Source organism: Spongiactinospora gelatinilytica, from assembly GCF_003236385.1.
Lineage (GTDB): Bacteria > Actinomycetota > Actinomycetes > Streptosporangiales > Streptosporangiaceae > Spongiactinospora > Spongiactinospora gelatinilytica.
In genome coordinates, this window is the sequence record NZ_POUA01000130.1 from 1 (window position 1) to 18,113 (window position 18,113).

An 18,113-nucleotide genomic window follows, 5' to 3' on the forward strand; every position below is an offset into this window, starting at 1 on the left:
GGACGGGGTGGGCGCGGGCTGTGGAGGTGTCGAGGACGACCAAGTCGGCGGGGTCGCCGGCAAGGAGGGTCGTGGGGGTGAAGCCGATGCCCGCCGCGCCGTTCGCCGTGACGGCGGCGAGGGCGTCGCCGGAGTCCCATGGTCGGCGCGTTCGGTGATGCCGCGTTGGAGGGAGACCGCGAGGCGCAGGTCGCGTAGGAGGTCGAGGGAGTCGTCGGCGGCGGGCCCGTCGGTGCCGATGGCAACCGGGACTCCCGCGTCGAGGAAGGACCGCACGGGCGCGATGCCCGAGCCCAGTTTGAGGTTGGACTGGGGGTTGTGGGCGATGGTCGCCCCGGGTTCGCGGATCAGCCGGATGTCATCGGCGGTGGCCTTGGTCGCGTGCGCGATGATCGTCGAGGGGCCGAGCAGCCCGGTACGCGCGGCGGTCGCGATGGGCGTCTGGCCCCGTTCGGCCAGGGCGGTGGCGACCTCGGGCGAGGTCTCCGGACAGATGTACGTGGACACCGAGACCGCCGGCCGCGGTTCGCTCGGCGACCTCGCGGAAGACGTCGGCACCGCAGGTGTAGACCGCGTGCGGCCCGTAGGCGATCCGCACAAGCGGTTCGGAGGCGTAGCGGGCGGCGAGCCGTTCGATGTGATCGAGCTGGGCCGGGAAGCCGAGCGTGCCCGCGGCCAGGTACGGCGTGATGCCCTCGCCGAACACCACGGGCGCCGCCGCCACGCGCAGGCCCGCCTGGATGACCGTGTCGATCAGCGGCTCGGTCCAGTGGAACATGTCGGCGAAGGCCGTCGTCCCGGCGCGGATCATCTCGCACACGGCCAGGGACAGGCTCCACCGCATGTCGTCCTCGGTCAGCGTGTCCTCCGCGGCCATGACGACCTTCAGCCAGTCCTCCAGGGCCAGGCCGTCGCCGAGGCCCCGCAGTACCGCCATCCCGGAGTGGGCGTGCGCGTTGACCAGGCCGGGGATGATGACCTCGGCCGTGCCCTCTTGGGAGGGCACGGCGCTCTCGACGGTCCCGCCGGAGGCGGAGAACCGCAGCGTGGTCACCGGCGCCTCCCGCGCGCCGGGGCGGAGCAGGCGGCCGGTGACGCTGTGCTCCGGTACGCGAGCGGAGGTGACGGCCTGGTGTTCTCGGCGGTGGAGGGCTTCGGCGACCACCTGCGCATCCCGTTCTGGAAACCGCCGGACGAACTGACCGCCAGACTGACCCGGTTGGTGGCGATATGGCGGGCCACGCACAGCAGGTCCGCGTTCACCCCGGCAGCACGTCCGTCGCCTTCGGGCTGAGCGCCGGTCACATGACGGTGAGGGCTGAGCCGACGCTTTGGGCGTGGCGGAAGAAGCGGGTCGGGTCGTATTGCTGCTTGATCTTGGTGAGGCGGTGGTAGTTGGGGCCGTAGTAGGCGTCCCACCAGCGGCGTAGGGCGGGGTCGGGGAAGTTGACGTAGGCGGCGCTGGTGTGGGCGCGGCGGCGTAGGTCGTCGTACATTTCGGTGACGGCGGCGAGGCTTTGGTCGATGACGTAATCGGAGGCGTTCTGGGCCCAGCGGGCGCCGATGTCGAAGATGTACTTCGCGTTCCGGTGGGGGAAGGCGGTGTCGCGGGGGGCGACCTCGGCGGTGGCGCCGCCCATGGCGAACAGGGTGACGTAGCCGGTGTTGCCCGGGCCGCGGGAGCGCCAGCGGCGGGTCCAGTCGACGATGGCCTCGGCGGCGTCGTCGTCGGGCCAGCCGCTCGGGGCGAGCGACTTGGAGACCAGGGCGGTCGTTTCGGCGGGGGCGAGAAGGTACTCCTGGCTGCGCCAGAAGCCACGCTCGTCGATGAAGCGGCGGGTCGGGTTGAGAGCGAGGACCTCGGCGAGCAGGCGTTCGAGGGGGGCTCGGCGTCCGAGGTAGTGGCCGAGGACGTTGACCTGCGGGCCGGTACGGCCGTTGGCGCCGGAGAACTGGAGGCGGCAGTCGAAGTCGTGCCGCCGGTCGCGCTCGATGATCTCCCGTAGCGAGCGGAGCAGTGCCACGCCGTGTTCCGCGTCGAAGGTCAGGTCGAAGACCGTGGAGACCAGGCGGGAGACGTCCACTGCGCCGAAGGTGAACTCGGTGTTTATCCCGAAATTGCCGCCTCCGCCGCCCTGGCAGGCCCACAGCAGGTCGCTGTTCTCCCGCTCGGAGGCCCGTACCACCGTGCCGTCGGGGAGCACCAGCTCGGTCTCGGTGAGCAGGTCGCAGGTCATGCCCCACTTGCGGTCGTTGAAGCCGAGGCCGCCGCCCAGGGTGAGGCCCGCCACGCCCACGCCGGGGCAGCGGCCGCCGGGGAAGTACAGGTCGTAGCGCTGATTCTGGTAGACGTGCGAGTTGGTGGCTCCGCCGCCGACGATCAGGCGGGGGCGGCCGGCGGTGCGGCGGGGGCGTACGGAGTTCATCGGGGACAAATCGACGAGCAGGCCGTAGGTGGTGGAGTGGCCCGCGTAGTTGTGGCCGCCCGAGCGGGGCACCAGCGACACGCTGTGCTTGCGCGCCCAGCGCACGGCCACGCTGACGCCTTGGGTGCTGCGGCAGCTCACGATTCCGGCCGGGCGTACGTTGGCGTAGCGGCGGTTCTTGGGCAGGGCCGTTTCGAGGTAGCCGGACTCGCCGGGGCGGCGCAGCCGGCCGCCCTCGCCGAGCAGGCCGCGCAGTTCCCGCCAGGCTCGTTCGTCGGGGGACTGTGGTGCCTCAGGGATGGACTCGGCGGCCTGAGCCGCTCCCGGCAACAGGCCGGCGCCCAGACCGGCCACCGTGGCCTGCGCGGCGAGCCGCAACATCGCCCGCCGGTCCGGCGCGCGCTCGTCTGTCCACTCGCCCATCGGGCACCCCCGCCATCCGAGCCGCTTGATCATGACAGGCACAGAGCGTAGCCGTCGCGGTACGGTCCGGGACAAGAGCGTGATCAACGCCGCCGGTAAGTGTTACTCCATTGGGGAGTAAGTCCTTCCGTCACGTAGGGCGGCGAGATGGCGGTGGGGAGCTCCGGGGGTGATGCCGTACAGCAGGACCCGCCGCGCGTAGATGCGCGGGACGGCGAAGGCCGACTGCACCAGCATGAACACGAACAGGTCGTCGATCGACAGCGCGGCCGGCCCGGCCAAAGACCCTGGTCATCCCGTGGTGGGTTCGCCCTTGGCGCGGCGGATCGCGTCGCGGGCCCGGTCCATGATCGCGACGGGGGTGCCCATCAGCACGTTCTTGGCCGCCGACTCGGTGCCCGGATGGGGGTGCGTGGGCGCCAGGGCCTCCGCCGCCTTGACGGCCGCGGCCATGCCCCGCCGTTCGGTGTCGCTGGTGTGGGCGCGCAGCTTGGGGAACTCGTACCGCTCCTCGCTGCGCGCGTGGGCCTCGACGGCGGTGCGGAGCCGCTGCAGGTTCTCCATGAAGGCGGGATCGTCGGCCCCGGCCTGGTCCATCTGCTGCAGGAACTGCTTCGCCTCGTTCTCCTCGCGCAGGCGGTCGTCCACGACGGCGCTGCCGCCGTCCAACTTGCGCCGGGCGTAGGGGTGCACGACCTCTTCTTCGGCCGTCTCGTGTACGGCCAGCAGCCGCACGAGCCGCCCGAACGCCTCCGCCCGCCGCTCCGCAGGCGCCTGCTCGACCTCGTCGAACAGGTCCCGGATCAGCGCGTGTTGCGCCAGCAGAAGATCGATGACATCCGCCTCGTCCATTCGCTCGGGAACCGTCTGCCGCTCGGCCATGTCGCTCTCTCCTCCACGGGTCGCCTGGTGGTGCATGAACACCGCGGGGCTCTACCCGGCGAAGGGCGGGACACACACACCTGGTACGTCACTTTCGCCACCGAAGAGGAAACATCTGGACGACGACCGGCTCGTATACCGAATGCGGAAATGACCGCAAGATTACCCTGTCTACTCACGGGTAAGCCGCGCGATGGGCTCCTGCCGTCATCAAGGGCCCGAAAGCCGAGAGAGCGAGGCACGGATGTCCTTCAACCCATTGCGCGAACGCGGAATCCCGCTGGACCGGCAGGTCCGCAACTGGCGGGAACTCAACGTCGCCCCCATCGATCCCGACCACTCCGACCCCTACACCCGATGCCGGATCATCACCATGAACGGCATCGAGGTGGAGGCCATCCTGTTCAGCCACCAACTGGCCAGGCACTGCCCCGACATCGACATCAAACGACACCTGGCCCGGGTCCGCTACATCGAGGCCCAGCAGCAGAAGGCGGTCAACTGGCTGCTGCCCGGCCTGGCCTCGGTACTGGAGACCACGCTCGCCTACGAGCAGGTCGCGGTGGACCTGACCGCCTGGGTGGCCCGCATGGAACCGGACGAATACCTCAAACGGGCCTACCAGTTCGGCGTACTGGAGGACTTCGACCACCTGTACCGGTACGCCAACCTCTACGAGATGATCGAGCACCGCAAGGCCGAGAAGATCGTGGACGCGCTGACCGAGGTCATGCCGGGCCGCCCGACGTACCTGCACCACCGCGACCCCGTGGACAACATCCGCGAGCCGTACGACAAGACCGTCGTCGCGCCGGTCTCCAAGCTGCACGCGCTGACCATCATGGCCACCGAGCAGCAGACCATGAACTTCTACATGAACGTCGGCCCGCTCTACATGGAACCGATCGCCCGCCAGCTCTACCAGGAGATCGGGCTGATCGAAGAAGAGCACGTCACCCACTACGAATCGCTGGTGGACCCGGGCGAGACCTGGTGGGAGATGCTGCTCAACCACGAATACAACGAGTGCTACCTCTACCACTCGTTCATGGAGACCGAATCCGACCCCAGGGTGAAGGCCATCTGGGAACTGCACCTGAACATGGAACTGGAGCACCTGCGCCTGGCGGCGGAACTGTTCAAGCGGCACGACGGCCGCGACCCGGAACAGGTCCTCGCCCCCGAACTCCCCAAGCCGGTCACCTTCGAGCCGAACAAGGACTACATTCGCGAGCTGATCGCCACGCAGATCGACTACACCACGCTCGGCACCGGATACGTGCAGGAGGCGCACGAGCGGTTCGAGAAGATGCAGGAGCAGATCATGGGCGGGGAGCGCGCGCCCAGCGAGCGGGTGATCGAGGACAACGTGCACAAGTCCGGGGAGGAGTACCGGCTGGAGACCAACGGCCCGCACCCGGTGCACAGCCTGCGAATGAACCGCTGAAACAGCTATATCCCGCCGGTTAAGGATTTATGTGGTGTACTCGGCGGCAAAGCGCGGTGTCAGCTTCTGGGGTAGCAAGCCGCCCCGGAAAGAGGAGGTCGCCGTGGACGCCGAGTACACCGGCCGGGTCGTTTCCCGGAAGACGCTGCTGAAGGTCGCGATCCTGGTCGCGCCGATTCCCGTCCTGCTTCAGCGGTCCCCCGCGCTCGCGCAGGACATGGCGCCCACGCCGTACTGCGAGTCGCCCGCCGAGCGCACCCCGTCATCCCCCGAGGGCCCCGAATACAGGCCGGCCTCCCCGCTGCGTCCAACCGCCCGGTACTGACGACCCAGCTCTTCTTCCCCGGCGAGCCGCGCAACGTTTTGGACTTGGAGTTCGACACCCGCCTGCTGACGACGGTCTCCTCGACCCGGCCCCCGCGCCAGGCCACGTTCGATTTCGTGCTGAACATCCCCTGATGACCACGGACGCCGCCCCCGCCGGGGCGGCGCCCGCGTCAGATCCGTGACAGCACCCGGTCACTGACGAAGCACAACATCCCGTACTCCCCCGCCCGCCGCCGGGCGAAGTCCGCCAGTTCGTCGCTGTCGGCGTAGTCCAGCGCGTACAGGTCCACGTCCAGCCCGAGCAGCCGTTCGGCCACCGAGGCGTGTACTTCGAGCACGTCGTCCGGCCAGCGCGCGTACCCGTCGGTGTTCACCCAGCGGGCCGAGAAGGACTCGAACAAGATCCCGTCCACCAGGTCCGCCAGTTCGGGCAGCAGCCCGAAGCCCCGGTTGGCCAGCAGGTAGTCGGGCCCGGCCTCCTCCTTGACGGCCGCGATCAGGGTCAGCAGGTGCGGCAGGTCCTCCGGATAGGTCTGCTCCAGGTTGAGCGTGTCCAGGAACAGCCCGCCGAACCCCCGCGCCATGGCCCTGCGCGCCTGGGCCACCACGTGCGCCACCCATCGCGGGTCTCCGACGTGGACGAACGCGCCGCCCCAGTCGGGGTTGCGCTCGGGGCGCTGCCAGGGGGCGGGCGGCCCGACGTCCTCCGACAGGGACAGGTACCCCAGCGTCTGGACGCCGCGCGCCTTCAGCAGGCTCAGCTCCACCTCGGTGTAGAAGTCGGCCTGGAGGACGACCTTGCCGAAGCGGGAGAGCCGGTCCAGTTCCCCCGCCCCGTAGTAGAACGCGATGGGCAACATCACGCCTCCCGGTACCAGGCGAAGGTCCGGCGTACGCCTTCCTCCAGGGAGACCCGCGGCTCGTGGCCGGTGAGCGCGCGCAGCCGCGACAGGTCGGGGCAGCGGCGCGCGACCGAGCCCGGCGGGGCCGGTACGTGCCGCATGACGGGGGTGTGCCCGGCGATCCTGAGCACCAGTTTGGCCAGGTCACCGATGTTGGTCTCGGCGTCGTTGCCGATGTGCACGATCTGCCCGGCGGCCTGGGGGGCGTCCATGAGCCGCAGTACCGCCTCGACGGCGTCGTCCACGTAGCAGAAGGCGCGGCTCTGGTCGGCCCCGTACAACAGGAAGGGGTCCTCGCCGCGTGCCGCGCGCAGGGACAGTTCGGGGATGACGTGGTCGGCCCCCATCCGCGGCCCGTAGACGTTGTGGAACCGGCCCACCACGGCAGAAAAGCCCTTGGCCCGCGCGGCGTGCAGTACCGCCGCCTCGCCGAGCATCTTGCTCATGGCGTACGTGAACCGCGCCGCCGCCACGTCCTCGATCATCAGCGGCACGGTCTCCGGCGTGGGCACCGGGACCACGCCCGCGCTCACGCCCCCCGCGTACACCTCGCTGGTGGAGGCGAAGAACAGCCGCTCGCCCGCGCCGATCCACTCCAGCAGATTGAGAAGGGCCAGGGTGTTGACCCTGATGACGCGGGTCGGCTCGGACACCACGTTGCGCACCCCGACGACCGCGGCCAGCATGTGGATCTGGTCCCAGCCGCGTTCGATGGCGGCGTAGGCCGCCGGATCGGTGAGGTCGGCCGAGCGCAGGTCGATCCGCCCGGCCAGTTCGGCCAGCGCCGTGTCCCTCGCGCCGCGGGAGAAGTCGTCCACGACGGTGACGCCGTGCCCGGCGTCCACCAGCCTGCGGGTCAGGTGCAGGCCGATGAAACCGGCGCCGCCCAGCACCAGGACCTTCATAAGGCGGCCTCCCCGGCGACGTACCCGATGCTGGCGTACCGCACGCCGTACCTGGTCACGGACGCCTCGTCGAGCACCCGCCAGGCGTCGAAGATCACTCGCAGCTCGGAGTCGGCCAGCCGCAGATCGACGGCGAGGTCCCGGTAGTCGGGGTGGTCGTTGATAATGATCATCGCGTCGGCCGCGGCGAACGCCTTGTCCAGGCTGACCGGCTCGCCGCCGTAGCGGCGGATGACCTCGTCGGCGACCAGCGGGTCGTGCCCGAGCACCCGCATGCCCGCGGCGGTGAAGACCGGCATCATGTCGGCGATCGGCGTGCCGCGCATGTCGTCGGTGGCGGGCCAGCCCTTGTAGGCCCAGCCGAGCACGGACAGGGTGATCCCCGCCGTCGTCCCGAAGGCCTGGCCGATCAGCTTGACCAGCCGCTCGGCGACGTGCCCCGGTAGGCGCTCGTTGAGCGCCCGGGCCCCGCCCACCAGGTACGGCCGCCGTTCCGGCCGGGTACTGGCCATCATCAGGTACGGGTCCTTGGACAGGCATCCGCCGCCGACGAATCCCGGTTTGGACAGGTCGGGCCGCGGATAGCCGACGTTGGCCGCCTTGACGACCTCCAGCGGGTCCAGTCCGTGCTGCTCGGCGATCAGCGCCACCTCGTTGCCGAAGGCGTAGATCAGGTCGGTGTGGCAGTTGTTGGAGAGTTTGACCAGCTCGGCGGCTTCGAGGCTGGAGACGGGCACGATCTGCTCGGCGAGCCCCTGGAACAGGTCGATGCCCGCCCGCAGGCTCTCCTCGTCCAGGCCGCCGATCACCTGGGGCAGCGCGACCAGCTCGCGCAGCGCCTGCCCCTGGATCGTCCGTTCGGGGGCCATGACCAGCCGTACCCGGCCCCACCTCGCGGCCAGTACGTCGAGCACGACCTCACGGCTCGTCCCGACCGGTACCGTGCTGCGGACGACGACCAGCGTCTCCGGGCCGCACCTGGCCGCGACGTGCTCGGCGGCGGCGGCGAGGTTGCGCAGGTCGGGCCGTCCCGTGGACAGGTCCACCGGCGTGGAGACGGCCAGGACGACGGCGTCCAGGGGTTCGGCGGTCAGGTCGCCGGAAACGGTGATCCGCTCACCGAGGTGGCGCTGGAACGCCTCGGCGACGCCCGGTTCGTAGAGGTGGACCCGCCCGGCGGACAGCGCCGCCACGACGCCCGGGTCGGTGTCCATGCCGTGGACCCGGTAGTCCCTGCCGGCCAGGGCCGCGGTCAGCGTCAGCCCTACGTAGCCCAGACCGACAACGCCGACTGTCTTCGGCATCTCGTGCTCCTTTCTCCGCTCGTCTCATGCGCAGGGGGGACTGACGCGGTCGAGGGCGACCACGGTGACGTTGCCCGCGAATCCGTGCCGGCGGTGGCCGGCGCAGGCGGCCCGGACGTTCCGGGGCCGGGTGGCGTAGTCGGTGGCCAGTACGGCCTTGCCCTGGCGACGCAGCGCCAGGGCGTCGGTGAGGTTCTCCCGGCACCAGCTCGCCGTGCAGCGCCGGTCGGTGGCCTCGTAGAACAGCTCCTCCATGCCGATGCCGTCGATGGCGGCGGTGTAGCCGGGGTGGTGGCGCAGCTCCGGGGAGTTCTGCGGGACGACGTGGAAGCCGGGCCTGGCCTGCTTGACGTACCGGCTGATCCTGACGATGAGGCCGGTCATCTTGCGGCCGAGGGTGTGCCGGGTCTCGCCCGGGACGAGCGACAGGTCGATCTCCTCGTACGCCAGCGGGGTGTCCAGGTACACCCCGTCGAAGCCGGCCCGGAGGGCCTGGTCGAGCCGGGGCTTGATCACGCGCGACCACCAGGCGGGCTTCCAGTAGCGGACGAAGCGCTCATCCGGCCAGTCCGTCCAGGTGTTGAGCGCGAGGTCACCGGCGTCCTCGGACCTGAACCGCTCGATCGAGCCGATCTCCATGTAGGCCAGGACGCGCTTGCCGGTCTTCTTGACCCGCGCGATCTCGGCGGCGGTGAAGTAGCCCGCGGTGGTCCCGTCGCGGGACAGGTCGATGATCGCGAGCGGCTGCGGCGCGCGGGCCACGGCGTCCAGGCGGCCCTTGGGGTAGCCGTCCAGGACGTACGTGAACGAGGTGACACCGCTCAGGCCGGGCGCGGGCGGGACGGCCGCCGGGCAGCCGGGCAGCCCGGCCAGCAGCGCCGCCACCAGCAGGCTTCTCATGCCATCGCCTTGACCGACTCGGCCAGCGAGTGCCGTGGCCGCCAGCCGAGCACGCGGCCGGTCCTGGTGATGTCGGCCCTGCTCCAGTCCACGGCCGGCGACCTCGCCGACGCCGTTCCGCGCTCGCGCAGCTCGCCGTCGTAGCCCATGGCCTCGGCCAGCAGCCGCACCGGCTCGCGGACCACGACGGACCGGCCGCTGCCCACGTTGAGCACACGTCCCGGCAGTTCCGGCAGTTCCGGCACGAACGCGGCGCGTACGACGGCGTCGGCGACGTCGCGGACGTCCACGAAGTCGCGGAACGCGCCGAGCGGGCCCAGCTGGATGTGCGGGGAGCGGGCGGCGATGGCCTTCCCGATCAGTTCGCGCGCCCGGCCGAGCACGTTCTCGGCGGACGTGCCCGGCCCGATCGGGTTGAAGATCCGCAGCGTGACACCGTCCACCTTGCCCTCCTGGGCCGCCTGGCCGACCAGCAGGGTCCCGGCCAGATGGCCGACGCCGTAGGCGCTCACCGGCCGGGCCGGGGCGTCCTCGCCGGTGGAGGTCCCGGGGACGCCGGGGCCGTACTCGGCCGCCGAGCCGAGGCGGACGTACCGGGCGGAGGACTCCGCCGCCGTCATGGCCTCGATCAGCAGCGCCGAGACGCCCGCGTTGCCGCGCAGCAGTACGTCGTACCCGCCGCCCATCCGGCCCACGCAGTTGATCACCGCCGCCGGGCGGACCTCGCAGAGCAGCCCGGCCGCCTCGCCGGGTGAGGCCCGCAGCAGGTCAAGGATGTTCCTGCCGGGGCACACCACGCGGAGCCGCCTGGTGTCGGCGGCGAGCCTGGACCGCACCTCGCGGCCGAGGAACCCGGTCGCGCCGAACAGCAGCACGGTGGTCATCGCACCGCCTCCGAGGGCAGCAGCAGCGGCTTGAACTCCTCGAAGTGGGCGTTGGCCTCGTCGTAGTCGTCGGGGCGCCCGATGTCCAGCCAGTAGCCGTCGAACTCGTACACCCCCGGGTACTCGGCCCGGGCGAGCAGGTCGAGCACCAGGTCGTCGAAGCCGAACGAGATGCCCTCCGGGTAGCGCGCGATCGTCTCGCGGGACAGTGCGTACACGCCCATGCTGACGAGGTAGCTGAGCAGCGGCTTCTCCCTGAACCCGACGATGCGCCCGCCGTCGGTCTCCAGCACGCCGAAGTCGATCTTCACGACCCGGGGGGAGGTCGCCACGGTCAGCGGGAGATCGGCCGCCACATGCCTGGACAGCAGGTCGGCGTAGTTGAGCGTGGTGAGCACGTCCCCGTTCATGACCAGGAAGTGCTCGGGCAGCCGCTGTCTGATCGGGAACAGCGGGCCGATGGTGGACAGCGGGGTGACCTCCTCGGTGAAGTCCACCGCGAGGCCCCACCGCGACCCGTCGCCCACGAACGCCCTGATCAGCGGGCTCAGGTGGCCGACCGCGAGCGTGGCGTGGGTGAACCCCTGCGCGTGCAGTTGCCGCAGGATGATGTCGAGGATGGCGTACTCCTCGCCGATCGGCACCAGCGGCTTGGGCAGCGCGGAGGTGTACGGCCGCAGGCGCACTCCCTTGCCTCCGGCGAGTATGACGACGTGCATGACGCACCTCACTTCGTATCGATCAGCAGAACCGGTGCACGTCCCTGAGGCCGGATGCCGCGAGGACGAGCAGTAGCAGCAGGAACAGCGCCGCCGCGCCGAGGAACAGCCCGACGTCCGCCAGCGGCACGTGAGCCGCGGGCAGCAGCAGGCTCGTCCCGGGATGAACGGCGAGCGCCATGCCCTGCGCCACGCACAGGAGCACCACCTTGCCTTGGTTCGCGAGCAGGAATCCCAGGAAGTACGCGCCGCCGACGGTCACGTGGGCGGCGGCCATGACCACGCTCTCGTGCGAGAGCGCGCCGGTGGCGTGCAGGAAGGCCAGCGGCAGTACGGCCAGCACGGACAGCGCCAGCAGGCACAGCACCACTCCCCTGGCCAGCGCCACCGCCGCCCTCCTGATGAACTCGGCCGGATAGCGCACCCGCCGGATCAGGGCTCTGGCCTCGTCCTCGAAGGCGTGCGCCCGGTACTCCAGCACGCCCATGCCCAGGACCAGCCCGGCGCCCGCCACGGCGATGTCGATCCGGTCCAGCACATAGGGCGCCTCGGCCTGCAACAGGAAGGTCGCGCTGAGCAGGCTGTAGACGAACGACGGCAGCAGGCCGCGCAGGTCGGCCCGGAGCAGCGTGCGCAGCGCGGGCTCCTTCTTCGTGGTGCGCAGCGTGAGGCGTACGGCCGCGCCGGTGATGGCGGCGACGCAGGCGACGCCGAGACAGACGGCGAACAGCGCGGCCTCCGGCTCGCCGACGCCGATGTAGACCACGCCCGCCGCCGCCGCGGGCAGCATCAGCACCGCCAGCCGCTTCTCCCGCCGGTACAGCAGCAGGATGCCGGAGGAGAGCTGGAAGGCCATCTGCGTCGCGCCGAGCGCCACCAGCGCCGCCGGACCGTTCCGGTACAGGGCGAGCGTGGCGGACATGAGCACGCCCGCGAGCACGCCCAGCAGCAGCCCGGACCTCAGCACCCGGCCCGCCGAGCCGGGCATGCCACGGCCGATCAGCGAGTAGGCGATCTGGGCCGCGGTGCTGCTGAGTATCCAGCCGAGACCGGTCGTCAGGACCATCCCCGGCATCAGCCAGCGCGCTCCCACCAGACCGGACGCGGCCGGGAGCAGCACCGCGGGCAGGGCGTAGAGCAGCCCGTGGACCATCTGGGCGGCCGGGCGGGCCCTGGGCAGCACCTCCTCCGTGGCCGGGCCCGGCTCGCGGGTTTCGGCGATCCGCGAGTAGGCCGCGACGGCCAGCGAGAAGACGTCCGGATGCCCGTACCGCTCGCGGGCGATCTTGTCGTTCAGCCCCTGCGATTCGAGGATGGCGGCCACCTGCTGCGCCTCCACCGCCCTGGACATGAACGTACCCACCGATCCGATCAGCTCGTCGATCGACCGCGGTGCCGTGCCTCCTGCGTCCGCCGTCGTCATGCCCGCGCCGTCGCGGGCCGCACCAGTTCCTCATAGACGCCGCGGTAGTCGTCGAGCGACTGCCGCAGGGTGAACCGCTCCATCACGCGGGCGCGGGCGTTCCCGCCCAGCCGCTGCCGCAAGGGGGCGTCGAGCAGCAGCCGGGCGAAGGCGTCGGCGGCGGCGGCGTGGTCGCGGGGCGGCACGATGAGCCCGGCATCACCCACCGCCTCGGCCACGCCGCCCACATTCGTGCACACCACCGGCCTTCCGCAGGCCATGGCCTCCACCACGGTGTAGGGGAAGCCCTCGGAGATGCTGGTGAGCGCGACGACGTGGCCGGCGTGGTAGGCCGCCATGGGGGCGGCCACGCGTCCCTCGAAGACGGCGTGGCCCTCCAGGTCCAGCTCGCGGATCAGGGCCAGGCAGCTCTCGTGGTAGGTCTCGTTGCCCTCGGGCACGCCGCCGAATATCCGCAGCCGGGCGCCCGGCACCTTCTCGCGGGTCAGCGCGAACGCCCGGAGCAGCGTGTGCAGGTCCTTCAGCGGGTCGATCCTGCCCATGAAGACCACCGTCGGCTCGTCCGGTTCGGTCTCGGCCTGCGGGAAGTCGCCCGGCTCGACGCCGTTGTACATGACGTGGATGCGCTCGGGGTCGGCGCCGTTGTAGATCTGCCAGCGCTTGTTGTACGTCGAGTGCGGCGCGATCCGGTCGGCCGCCACGTAGGCCGCGCCGGCCAGCCTGCGGAAGAAGCTGAGCAGCAGCACCCGCACCGCGTGCGAGGCGGGCTCGTTGACATATTGCAGGTACCGCTCCCGCAGGTACACGCCGTGCTCGGACAGCACCACCGGCGTGCCGTACCGCCACTTGGCCGCCATCGCGACCAGCATGCTCAGGCCGTTCATCGCGACGTGGACCAGGTCGGTACGCGGCGGCGGCTCGGCCAGCGGGCGCAGCATGTGGCCCATCAGGTGGCCGGCGTTGATCGCGTCGGCCAGGTTGATGCCGTCGGTCCTGGTACCGTGCCACGCGTCCATGACCTGCGTCAGCGACGGGTTGGCGGTGAGGGCGGCCACGAGGTCGCCGTTCTCACCGGCGAGTTCCCAGATCGATTCGAGCACCGCCAGGAACTCCGCGCTGCCCTCGCCCATCACGGCCGGCGCGAGGACCATCTCCAGGAACCGGCCGTAGGCGTCGGCGAAGTCCCGCGCCGGCGACCGGGACCGGCGCCGGGCGCGGGGCTTCCACAGCGGAATGGACACCACCCGGTCGAGGTTGGGCGGCGACTCCCACACGGACCGCTCGGCGCCGTCCACGGTCATCGCCACCACCTCCCAGCGATAGTCGGGCATGCCGCGGATGAGCTGGTCCATCCAGACGCTCACGCCGCCCATCGCGTACGGGTACGTCCCTTCCGAGACGAACGTCACCTTCACGGCCGTACGCTCGCGGGGACGGTGAGCGGGGTCCCCGCGGTGAGCGCGAGGTGGGCCACCTTGTCGCTGCCGTAGGTCTCCGCGCCGGTGGCGTCGGCGTTGGTGGCGAAGACGGAGGCGTCCGCGGCCGAGCTGAACGTGATCGTGCCCGCGGCGGCGTCGTAGACGGCGCTCACCCCGGCCAGGCCGGCGAAGTGCGTGGTGCGGCGGTCGACGTACCGGGCCAGCGCGGTCCAGTCCGGGTTGAGCAGGGGCACGTTGTAGTAGGCGTTGTACTTGTCGAGCACCGCCTGCAACCAGTCGAAGACCAGGCTCTCGCCGGAACCGTAGTCACGCAGGTTGCCCTGGTGGAAGGTGTGCGAGTAGACCGAGCCGGACATCACGTGCTGCATGGCCACGTCGCTCTCGTGACCGAGGATCTGCTCGTAGGTCTGGTCCTCCGGCCAGTAGGGGAACTTGCCGTTGGGGCCGTAGTAGGCGTTGTAGAAGTACGTCTCCTCGTCGGGGGCGGTGGTGTGGTAGGCGATGTTGGTCGGCCAGTCCGGGACGATCGTCAGCGCCGGCTCCATCGGGTGCCTGATGCCGCAGTTGAAGCACGAGGGGACGTGGCTGGGGAAGGACATGTTGCCGTGCAGGTAGGCGACGCCCACGTCCTTGGCGGCGCGCAGCAGTTCGGGGTTGGAGGCGGCCAGGCCGTGGTCGGTGGGCGGGTCGATGTCGTTGTTCGGGTCGGAGTGGTAGACGCCGAGGCCGGAGTACTCGCCGGTCTTGAGCACGGCCGGGTCCACGGTCAGGCCGATGGCGGTGGCCCTGGTCAGGTTGTCGGCGATCTCGGCGCGGCTGGTGGCGTAGTCGGTGGTGTTCATCTTGGGGTGGGTGAGAGTGTGGTTGACCCAGCGGAAGGCGTCGGCGCGGCAGCGGGAGTAGCTGGTCAGGGCGTCGCGGTCGGGGACGGGCGCGTCGCATGAGGCGGGGGCCAGCGGGTCGGCGTCCTCACCGTTGAAGGGGATGTTCAGCGTGAAGTCCGCGGCCAGTTGGTTGGCCTGGCGGAAGGCGTTCTGCTTGTCGTAGGTGCTGGCGGCGTCGGCGCGGGTCAGGCGGAAGCCCGGGTCGGTCTCGATCGTGCCGTCCGAGTGCAGGTGGTCGGTGTAGTTGAACCAGTCGTCGATGTCGGTGTTGAGGTAGTGGCGCTGCTCGCCGAGGTACAGGCCGCGGCTGGCCCAGTGGAACAGGCCGAAGGTCAGCAGGTCGGCCTGCGGCAGGTACTGGTTGGAGGTGAACGTCAGGGCCATCCGCTCGCGGCCGTCGGCCGAGGTGGTGCGCACGCCGAGTACGTCGTCGTCGATGGTCAGGACGGGGGTCGCGGCACAGCCGGTGGCGATCTTGGTGCGGTAGACGTAGGAGAGCGAGATCGGCAGCTCGATGCCGGGCTTGAGGTGGTCGAAGGCGGCGGCGCCCTCGGCGGTCAGCGCGGCGCTGATCGGGGTCTCACCGACGCCGCCCTCGCTGACCGAACGCAGGCAGTAGTCCTCGGGGAAGGTGCCGTAGGGGGTGTAGAGGGAGACCTGGCGGACGCCGTAGTCGCGTTCGTAGGCCCACAGGAGGTTCCACTCTTCGGTGGTGAGCGCGCTGAGGTAGGCGTCGTCCTCGACGTACATCAGCCCGGAGTTGGTGAGCAGGATCGCGTTGTACTTGCCCGCGCCGTCGGCGCCGAGCAGGTCGGCGGCGTTCAGCGGCTGGGTCTTGGCGTGCAGGACGTCGTACTGCGCGCCGACCCGGTCGAGCGCGCTGCGCCAGGTGGCGAGGCCCCAGTCGGTCGCGTCGAGCGCGACGACCAGCGCGCGCAGCCCGACCCGGCCGGCGTTGGCGGCGGCGCGCGCGGGGGCGGAGGTGGCGGCCTTGGCCGAGCGCCACAGCGGGACCTTGCCCTTCTTCACCGGGAGCGGCCCGAGCATGTCCACTTTCGGACGCGCCACGGGCGCCTTGAGCGGCGCGGCGTGGGCGTGGCCGTCGTGCGCGTGGGCTTCGCTCGCGTAGACCGGTCCGATGTCGGCGGACACCAGACCGGAAAACAGCACCATCGCACTGACCAGCGCGGTAACTCGCCGAAACCTTGGCGAGTAAGGTCGCCGGGCACACCGGAAGACGTTCATCGAAACTCCCTGAGCACCGAGTGAGGGGCGGGAAACGTGAGTTCGTCAGGAAGTGTCAAGTCCGGGCGTTTCACTTGAGTTTCACAGCGATTTCAAAGGCCGGTTACCATGGGCGGATACCGGCTCTATGATCAGTGCGATACGTTCCGCTGTCCCGCAAGGGGGAGCTGATGCAGTTCGGAATTCTAGGCGTGCTGGAAGTCCTGGTTGCGAACCGCCGATTACCGATTCGCTCGGCCAACCAGCAGATCCTCCTGGCGCTGTTGCTCTGCCACTGCGGCACGGTCGCGCGAAGCGGCCTGCTGATCGATTCGCTGTGGCCGGACGACAACGGCGACCGGGCGAAGAGCCGGCTGCGCCTGCAGCTCCACCGGCTGAGACGCACGCTGGAGGCGGCCGTCGAGATCACCCACGAGTCGGGCGGCTACATCCTGCACGTCTCGCCGGGCTCGGTGGACGCGTGGGAGTTCGAGCAACTGGTCAGGCGGGGCCGTCAGGCGCTGAAGGCGGGCCAGGTGACCAAGGGCGCGTACCTGCTGCGCACCGGTCTGGGCAAGTGGCGCGGACCGGCGCTGTCGGGCCTTGAGGACATTCCGTTCCTCCAGCGGCAGGCGGCCCGGCTGGACGAGGAGCGGATGGCCGCGCTGAGCGACCGCATCGACGCCGACCTGCGCCTGAACCGGCCCGACGACCTCATCGGCGAACTGTTCGCCCTGGTACGCGAGTATCCGCTGCGCGAACGCCTGCGCGGCCAGCTCATGCTGGCCCTGTACCAGAGCGGCCGTCAGGCCGAGGCGCTGAAGGTGTACCGCGACGGGTGGCACATCCTCAGCAACGACCTGGGCCTGGAGCCCTCACCGGAACTGCGGCGTCTGGAGGCGGCGATCCTGGCCAGTGACTCATCGCTCACCCTGACCTGGCACACCCGAGGCCACCACACGCACACCAACCGGCACGAACACGGGAAGTACTGCCTGCACTGCTCGCGCTGGCACCGCTGAACTCATGCTTGGCGGATCTCCTGCTTGGCGGATCTTATGCTGTGCGCATGCGGGTAGTGGTAATCGGAGCAAGCGGACATATCGGCTCTTATCTGGTCCCCCGGCTGGCGGATGCGGCCACGACGTGATCGCGGTGAGCCGGGGCCAGCGGACCCCGTACCGCCCGCACGGCGCCTGGCGGCGCGTCACGTCGGTGACCGCCGACCGGGTCAGGGAGGAGGCGGACGGTTCCTTCGGGCGGCGCGTCGCCGCGCTGCGACCCGACGCGGTCATCGACCTGATCTGCTTCGACGAGCCCAGCGCCCGGCAGATGGTTACGGCGCTGTCCGGCAAGGTGCGGCATTTCCTGCACTGCGGCACGATCTGGGTACACGGCCCCAGCGTCCGCCTGCCCACCACGGAAGACTCGCCGCGGCGGCCGATCGGCGAGTACGGCAGGGCGAAGGCCGCCATCGAGGCGTACCTGCTCGACCAGGCCCACCGCGAAGGCTTCCCTGCCACGATCATCCACCCCGGCCACATCACCGGACGCGGCTGGGTGCCGATCAACCCGGCGGGCAACCTCGACCTCGCCGTCTTCCAGGCGCTCGCCGACGGCTCGAAGGTGACCCTGCCCAACCTGGGCATGGAGACCCTGCAACACGTCCACGCCGACGACGTGGCACGCCTGTTCATGGACGCCCTCGCCACCCCCGCCAACGCGGTCGGCGAGAGCTTCCACCAGCCCGCACTGCAGCATGGACAAGGCGTCCCGCCTGCTCGGCCACCGCCCCCGCCACAGCTCCCTGGAGGCCGTCCGCGACTCCGTGGAAGAACTGATCGCCGCCGGTCGGCTCAATGTGAACGAGTGATGTCGAGAACCCGCCCGCCGTTCCGACCTGCTGGCCGGCGTCGTGGTGGAGGCGGCCGGGATCACCGCGCTGCTGTGGGGTGCCGCTGCTCTCGCGGGCACGGCCCTCGTCGCCGGGCTCGCGGAAAAGGTTCGGGGCGGCGTGTAGAGGC

The 18,113-nt window shown here is 70.4% G+C and carries 19 protein-coding genes; 5 read left to right on the plus strand and 14 right to left on the minus strand.

The features are described from left to right. On the minus strand, positions 1-459 hold a 459-nt coding region (locus tag C1I98_RS45065), incomplete at its 3' end, for an amidohydrolase family protein (protein ID WP_267898056.1). After that, complete coding sequence (locus C1I98_RS17745; RefSeq protein WP_233507955.1) at positions 359-1,054, minus strand: amidohydrolase family protein; 696 nt, start codon at positions 1,052-1,054, stop codon at positions 359-361. The genes C1I98_RS17745 and C1I98_RS45065, both read right to left, overlap by 101 nt. Positions 1,055-1,099: 45 nt before the next feature. Here C1I98_RS17745 and C1I98_RS42945 point away from each other — a divergent pair, with 45 nt between their 5' ends. Further along, positions 1,100-1,294, plus strand: coding sequence for a hypothetical protein (locus C1I98_RS42945; protein WP_199537014.1), 195 nt, complete (start codon positions 1,100-1,102; stop codon positions 1,292-1,294). Positions 1,295-1,301: 7 nt separating this feature from the next. Here the strand turns inward: C1I98_RS42945 and C1I98_RS17750 are convergent, their stop codons facing one another. The 3 genes from C1I98_RS17750 to C1I98_RS17760 form a co-directional block, all read right to left on the minus strand. Continuing rightward, positions 1,302-2,849 carry an FAD-binding oxidoreductase gene (locus tag C1I98_RS17750; protein WP_158558082.1) on the minus strand — a complete coding sequence of 516 codons (1,548 nt, stop codon included), beginning with the start codon at positions 2,847-2,849 and terminating at the stop codon, positions 1,302-1,304. A 102-nt stretch (positions 2,850-2,951) separates the two neighbouring features. Then, on the minus strand, positions 2,952-3,131 hold the full coding sequence (locus C1I98_RS17755; RefSeq protein ID WP_111168568.1) for a hypothetical protein: 180 nt from the start codon (positions 3,129-3,131) through the stop codon (positions 2,952-2,954). 9 nt (positions 3,132-3,140) lie between these two features. Next, the gene (locus C1I98_RS17760) at positions 3,141-3,731 is read right to left on the minus strand and encodes a hemerythrin domain-containing protein (protein ID WP_233507956.1); all 591 of its coding nucleotides are present in this window, start codon (positions 3,729-3,731) and stop codon (positions 3,141-3,143) included. 244 nt (positions 3,732-3,975) lie between these two features. Between C1I98_RS17760 and C1I98_RS17765 the strand changes: the two genes are divergently transcribed. After that, the gene (locus C1I98_RS17765) at positions 3,976-5,178 is read left to right on the plus strand and encodes a hypothetical protein (RefSeq protein WP_111168569.1); all 1,203 of its coding nucleotides are present in this window, start codon (positions 3,976-3,978) and stop codon (positions 5,176-5,178) included. A 103-nt stretch (positions 5,179-5,281) separates the two neighbouring features. Beyond that, complete coding sequence (locus C1I98_RS43965) at positions 5,282-5,503, plus strand: hypothetical protein (RefSeq protein ID WP_111168570.1); 222 nt, start codon at positions 5,282-5,284, stop codon at positions 5,501-5,503. Positions 5,504-5,675: 172 nt separating this feature from the next. On the opposite strand, the gene C1I98_RS17775 is transcribed toward C1I98_RS43965, so the two are convergent. From C1I98_RS17775 to C1I98_RS17815, 9 genes are read right to left on the minus strand one after another with little or no spacing between them, the layout of a single operon-like run. Continuing rightward, positions 5,676-6,365 carry a hypothetical protein gene (locus tag C1I98_RS17775; protein WP_111168581.1) on the minus strand — a complete coding sequence of 230 codons (690 nt, stop codon included), beginning with the start codon at positions 6,363-6,365 and terminating at the stop codon, positions 5,676-5,678. Then, positions 6,365-7,312, minus strand: coding sequence for an NAD-dependent epimerase/dehydratase family protein (locus C1I98_RS17780; RefSeq protein ID WP_111168571.1), 948 nt, complete (start codon positions 7,310-7,312; stop codon positions 6,365-6,367). The genes C1I98_RS17775 and C1I98_RS17780 overlap by 1 nt, the downstream gene beginning before the upstream one ends. Then, positions 7,309-8,616 (minus strand): nucleotide sugar dehydrogenase, encoded by a 1,308-nt coding sequence (locus C1I98_RS17785; RefSeq protein WP_111168572.1) that lies wholly within the window; start codon positions 8,614-8,616, stop codon positions 7,309-7,311. The genes C1I98_RS17780 and C1I98_RS17785 overlap by 4 nt, the downstream gene beginning before the upstream one ends. Before the next feature lie 24 nt (positions 8,617-8,640). Beyond that, positions 8,641-9,516 carry a glycoside hydrolase family 191 protein gene (locus C1I98_RS17790; RefSeq protein ID WP_111168573.1) on the minus strand — a complete coding sequence of 292 codons (876 nt, stop codon included), beginning with the start codon at positions 9,514-9,516 and terminating at the stop codon, positions 8,641-8,643. Then, positions 9,513-10,400: an NAD-dependent epimerase/dehydratase family protein gene (locus C1I98_RS17795; protein ID WP_111168574.1), complete on the minus strand. Its 888-nt coding sequence runs from the start codon at positions 10,398-10,400 to the stop codon at positions 9,513-9,515. Before C1I98_RS17795 ends, C1I98_RS17790 begins: the two co-directional genes overlap by 4 nt. After that, positions 10,397-11,119 (minus strand): sugar phosphate nucleotidyltransferase, encoded by a 723-nt coding sequence (locus tag C1I98_RS17800; protein ID WP_111168575.1) that lies wholly within the window; start codon positions 11,117-11,119, stop codon positions 10,397-10,399. The genes C1I98_RS17795 and C1I98_RS17800 overlap by 4 nt, the downstream gene beginning before the upstream one ends. A 22-nt stretch (positions 11,120-11,141) precedes the next feature. Next, positions 11,142-12,542: a hypothetical protein gene (locus C1I98_RS17805; RefSeq protein WP_111168576.1), complete on the minus strand. Its 1,401-nt coding sequence runs from the start codon at positions 12,540-12,542 to the stop codon at positions 11,142-11,144. After that, positions 12,539-13,957, minus strand: a complete 1,419-nt coding sequence (gene pelF / locus C1I98_RS17810; protein ID WP_111168577.1) for a GT4 family glycosyltransferase PelF — start codon at positions 13,955-13,957, stop codon at positions 12,539-12,541. Before pelF ends, C1I98_RS17805 begins: the two co-directional genes overlap by 4 nt. Continuing rightward, a complete protein-coding gene (locus C1I98_RS17815) occupies positions 13,954-16,038 on the minus strand; it encodes an Agd3-related carbohydrate-binding protein (protein ID WP_199537012.1) in 2,085 nt (694 codons plus the stop codon). The genes pelF and C1I98_RS17815 overlap by 4 nt, the downstream gene beginning before the upstream one ends. 242 nt (positions 16,039-16,280) lie before the next feature. On the opposite strand from C1I98_RS17815, the gene C1I98_RS17820 reads away from it, so the two are divergent. Continuing rightward, positions 16,281-17,111 carry an AfsR/SARP family transcriptional regulator gene (locus tag C1I98_RS17820; protein ID WP_146607496.1) on the plus strand — a complete coding sequence of 277 codons (831 nt, stop codon included), beginning with the start codon at positions 16,281-16,283 and terminating at the stop codon, positions 17,109-17,111. A gap of 124 nt (positions 17,112-17,235) precedes the next feature. Next, a partial coding sequence (locus tag C1I98_RS17825; protein ID WP_199537013.1) for an NAD-dependent epimerase/dehydratase family protein occupies positions 17,236-18,113 on the plus strand: 878 nt, incomplete at its 3' end.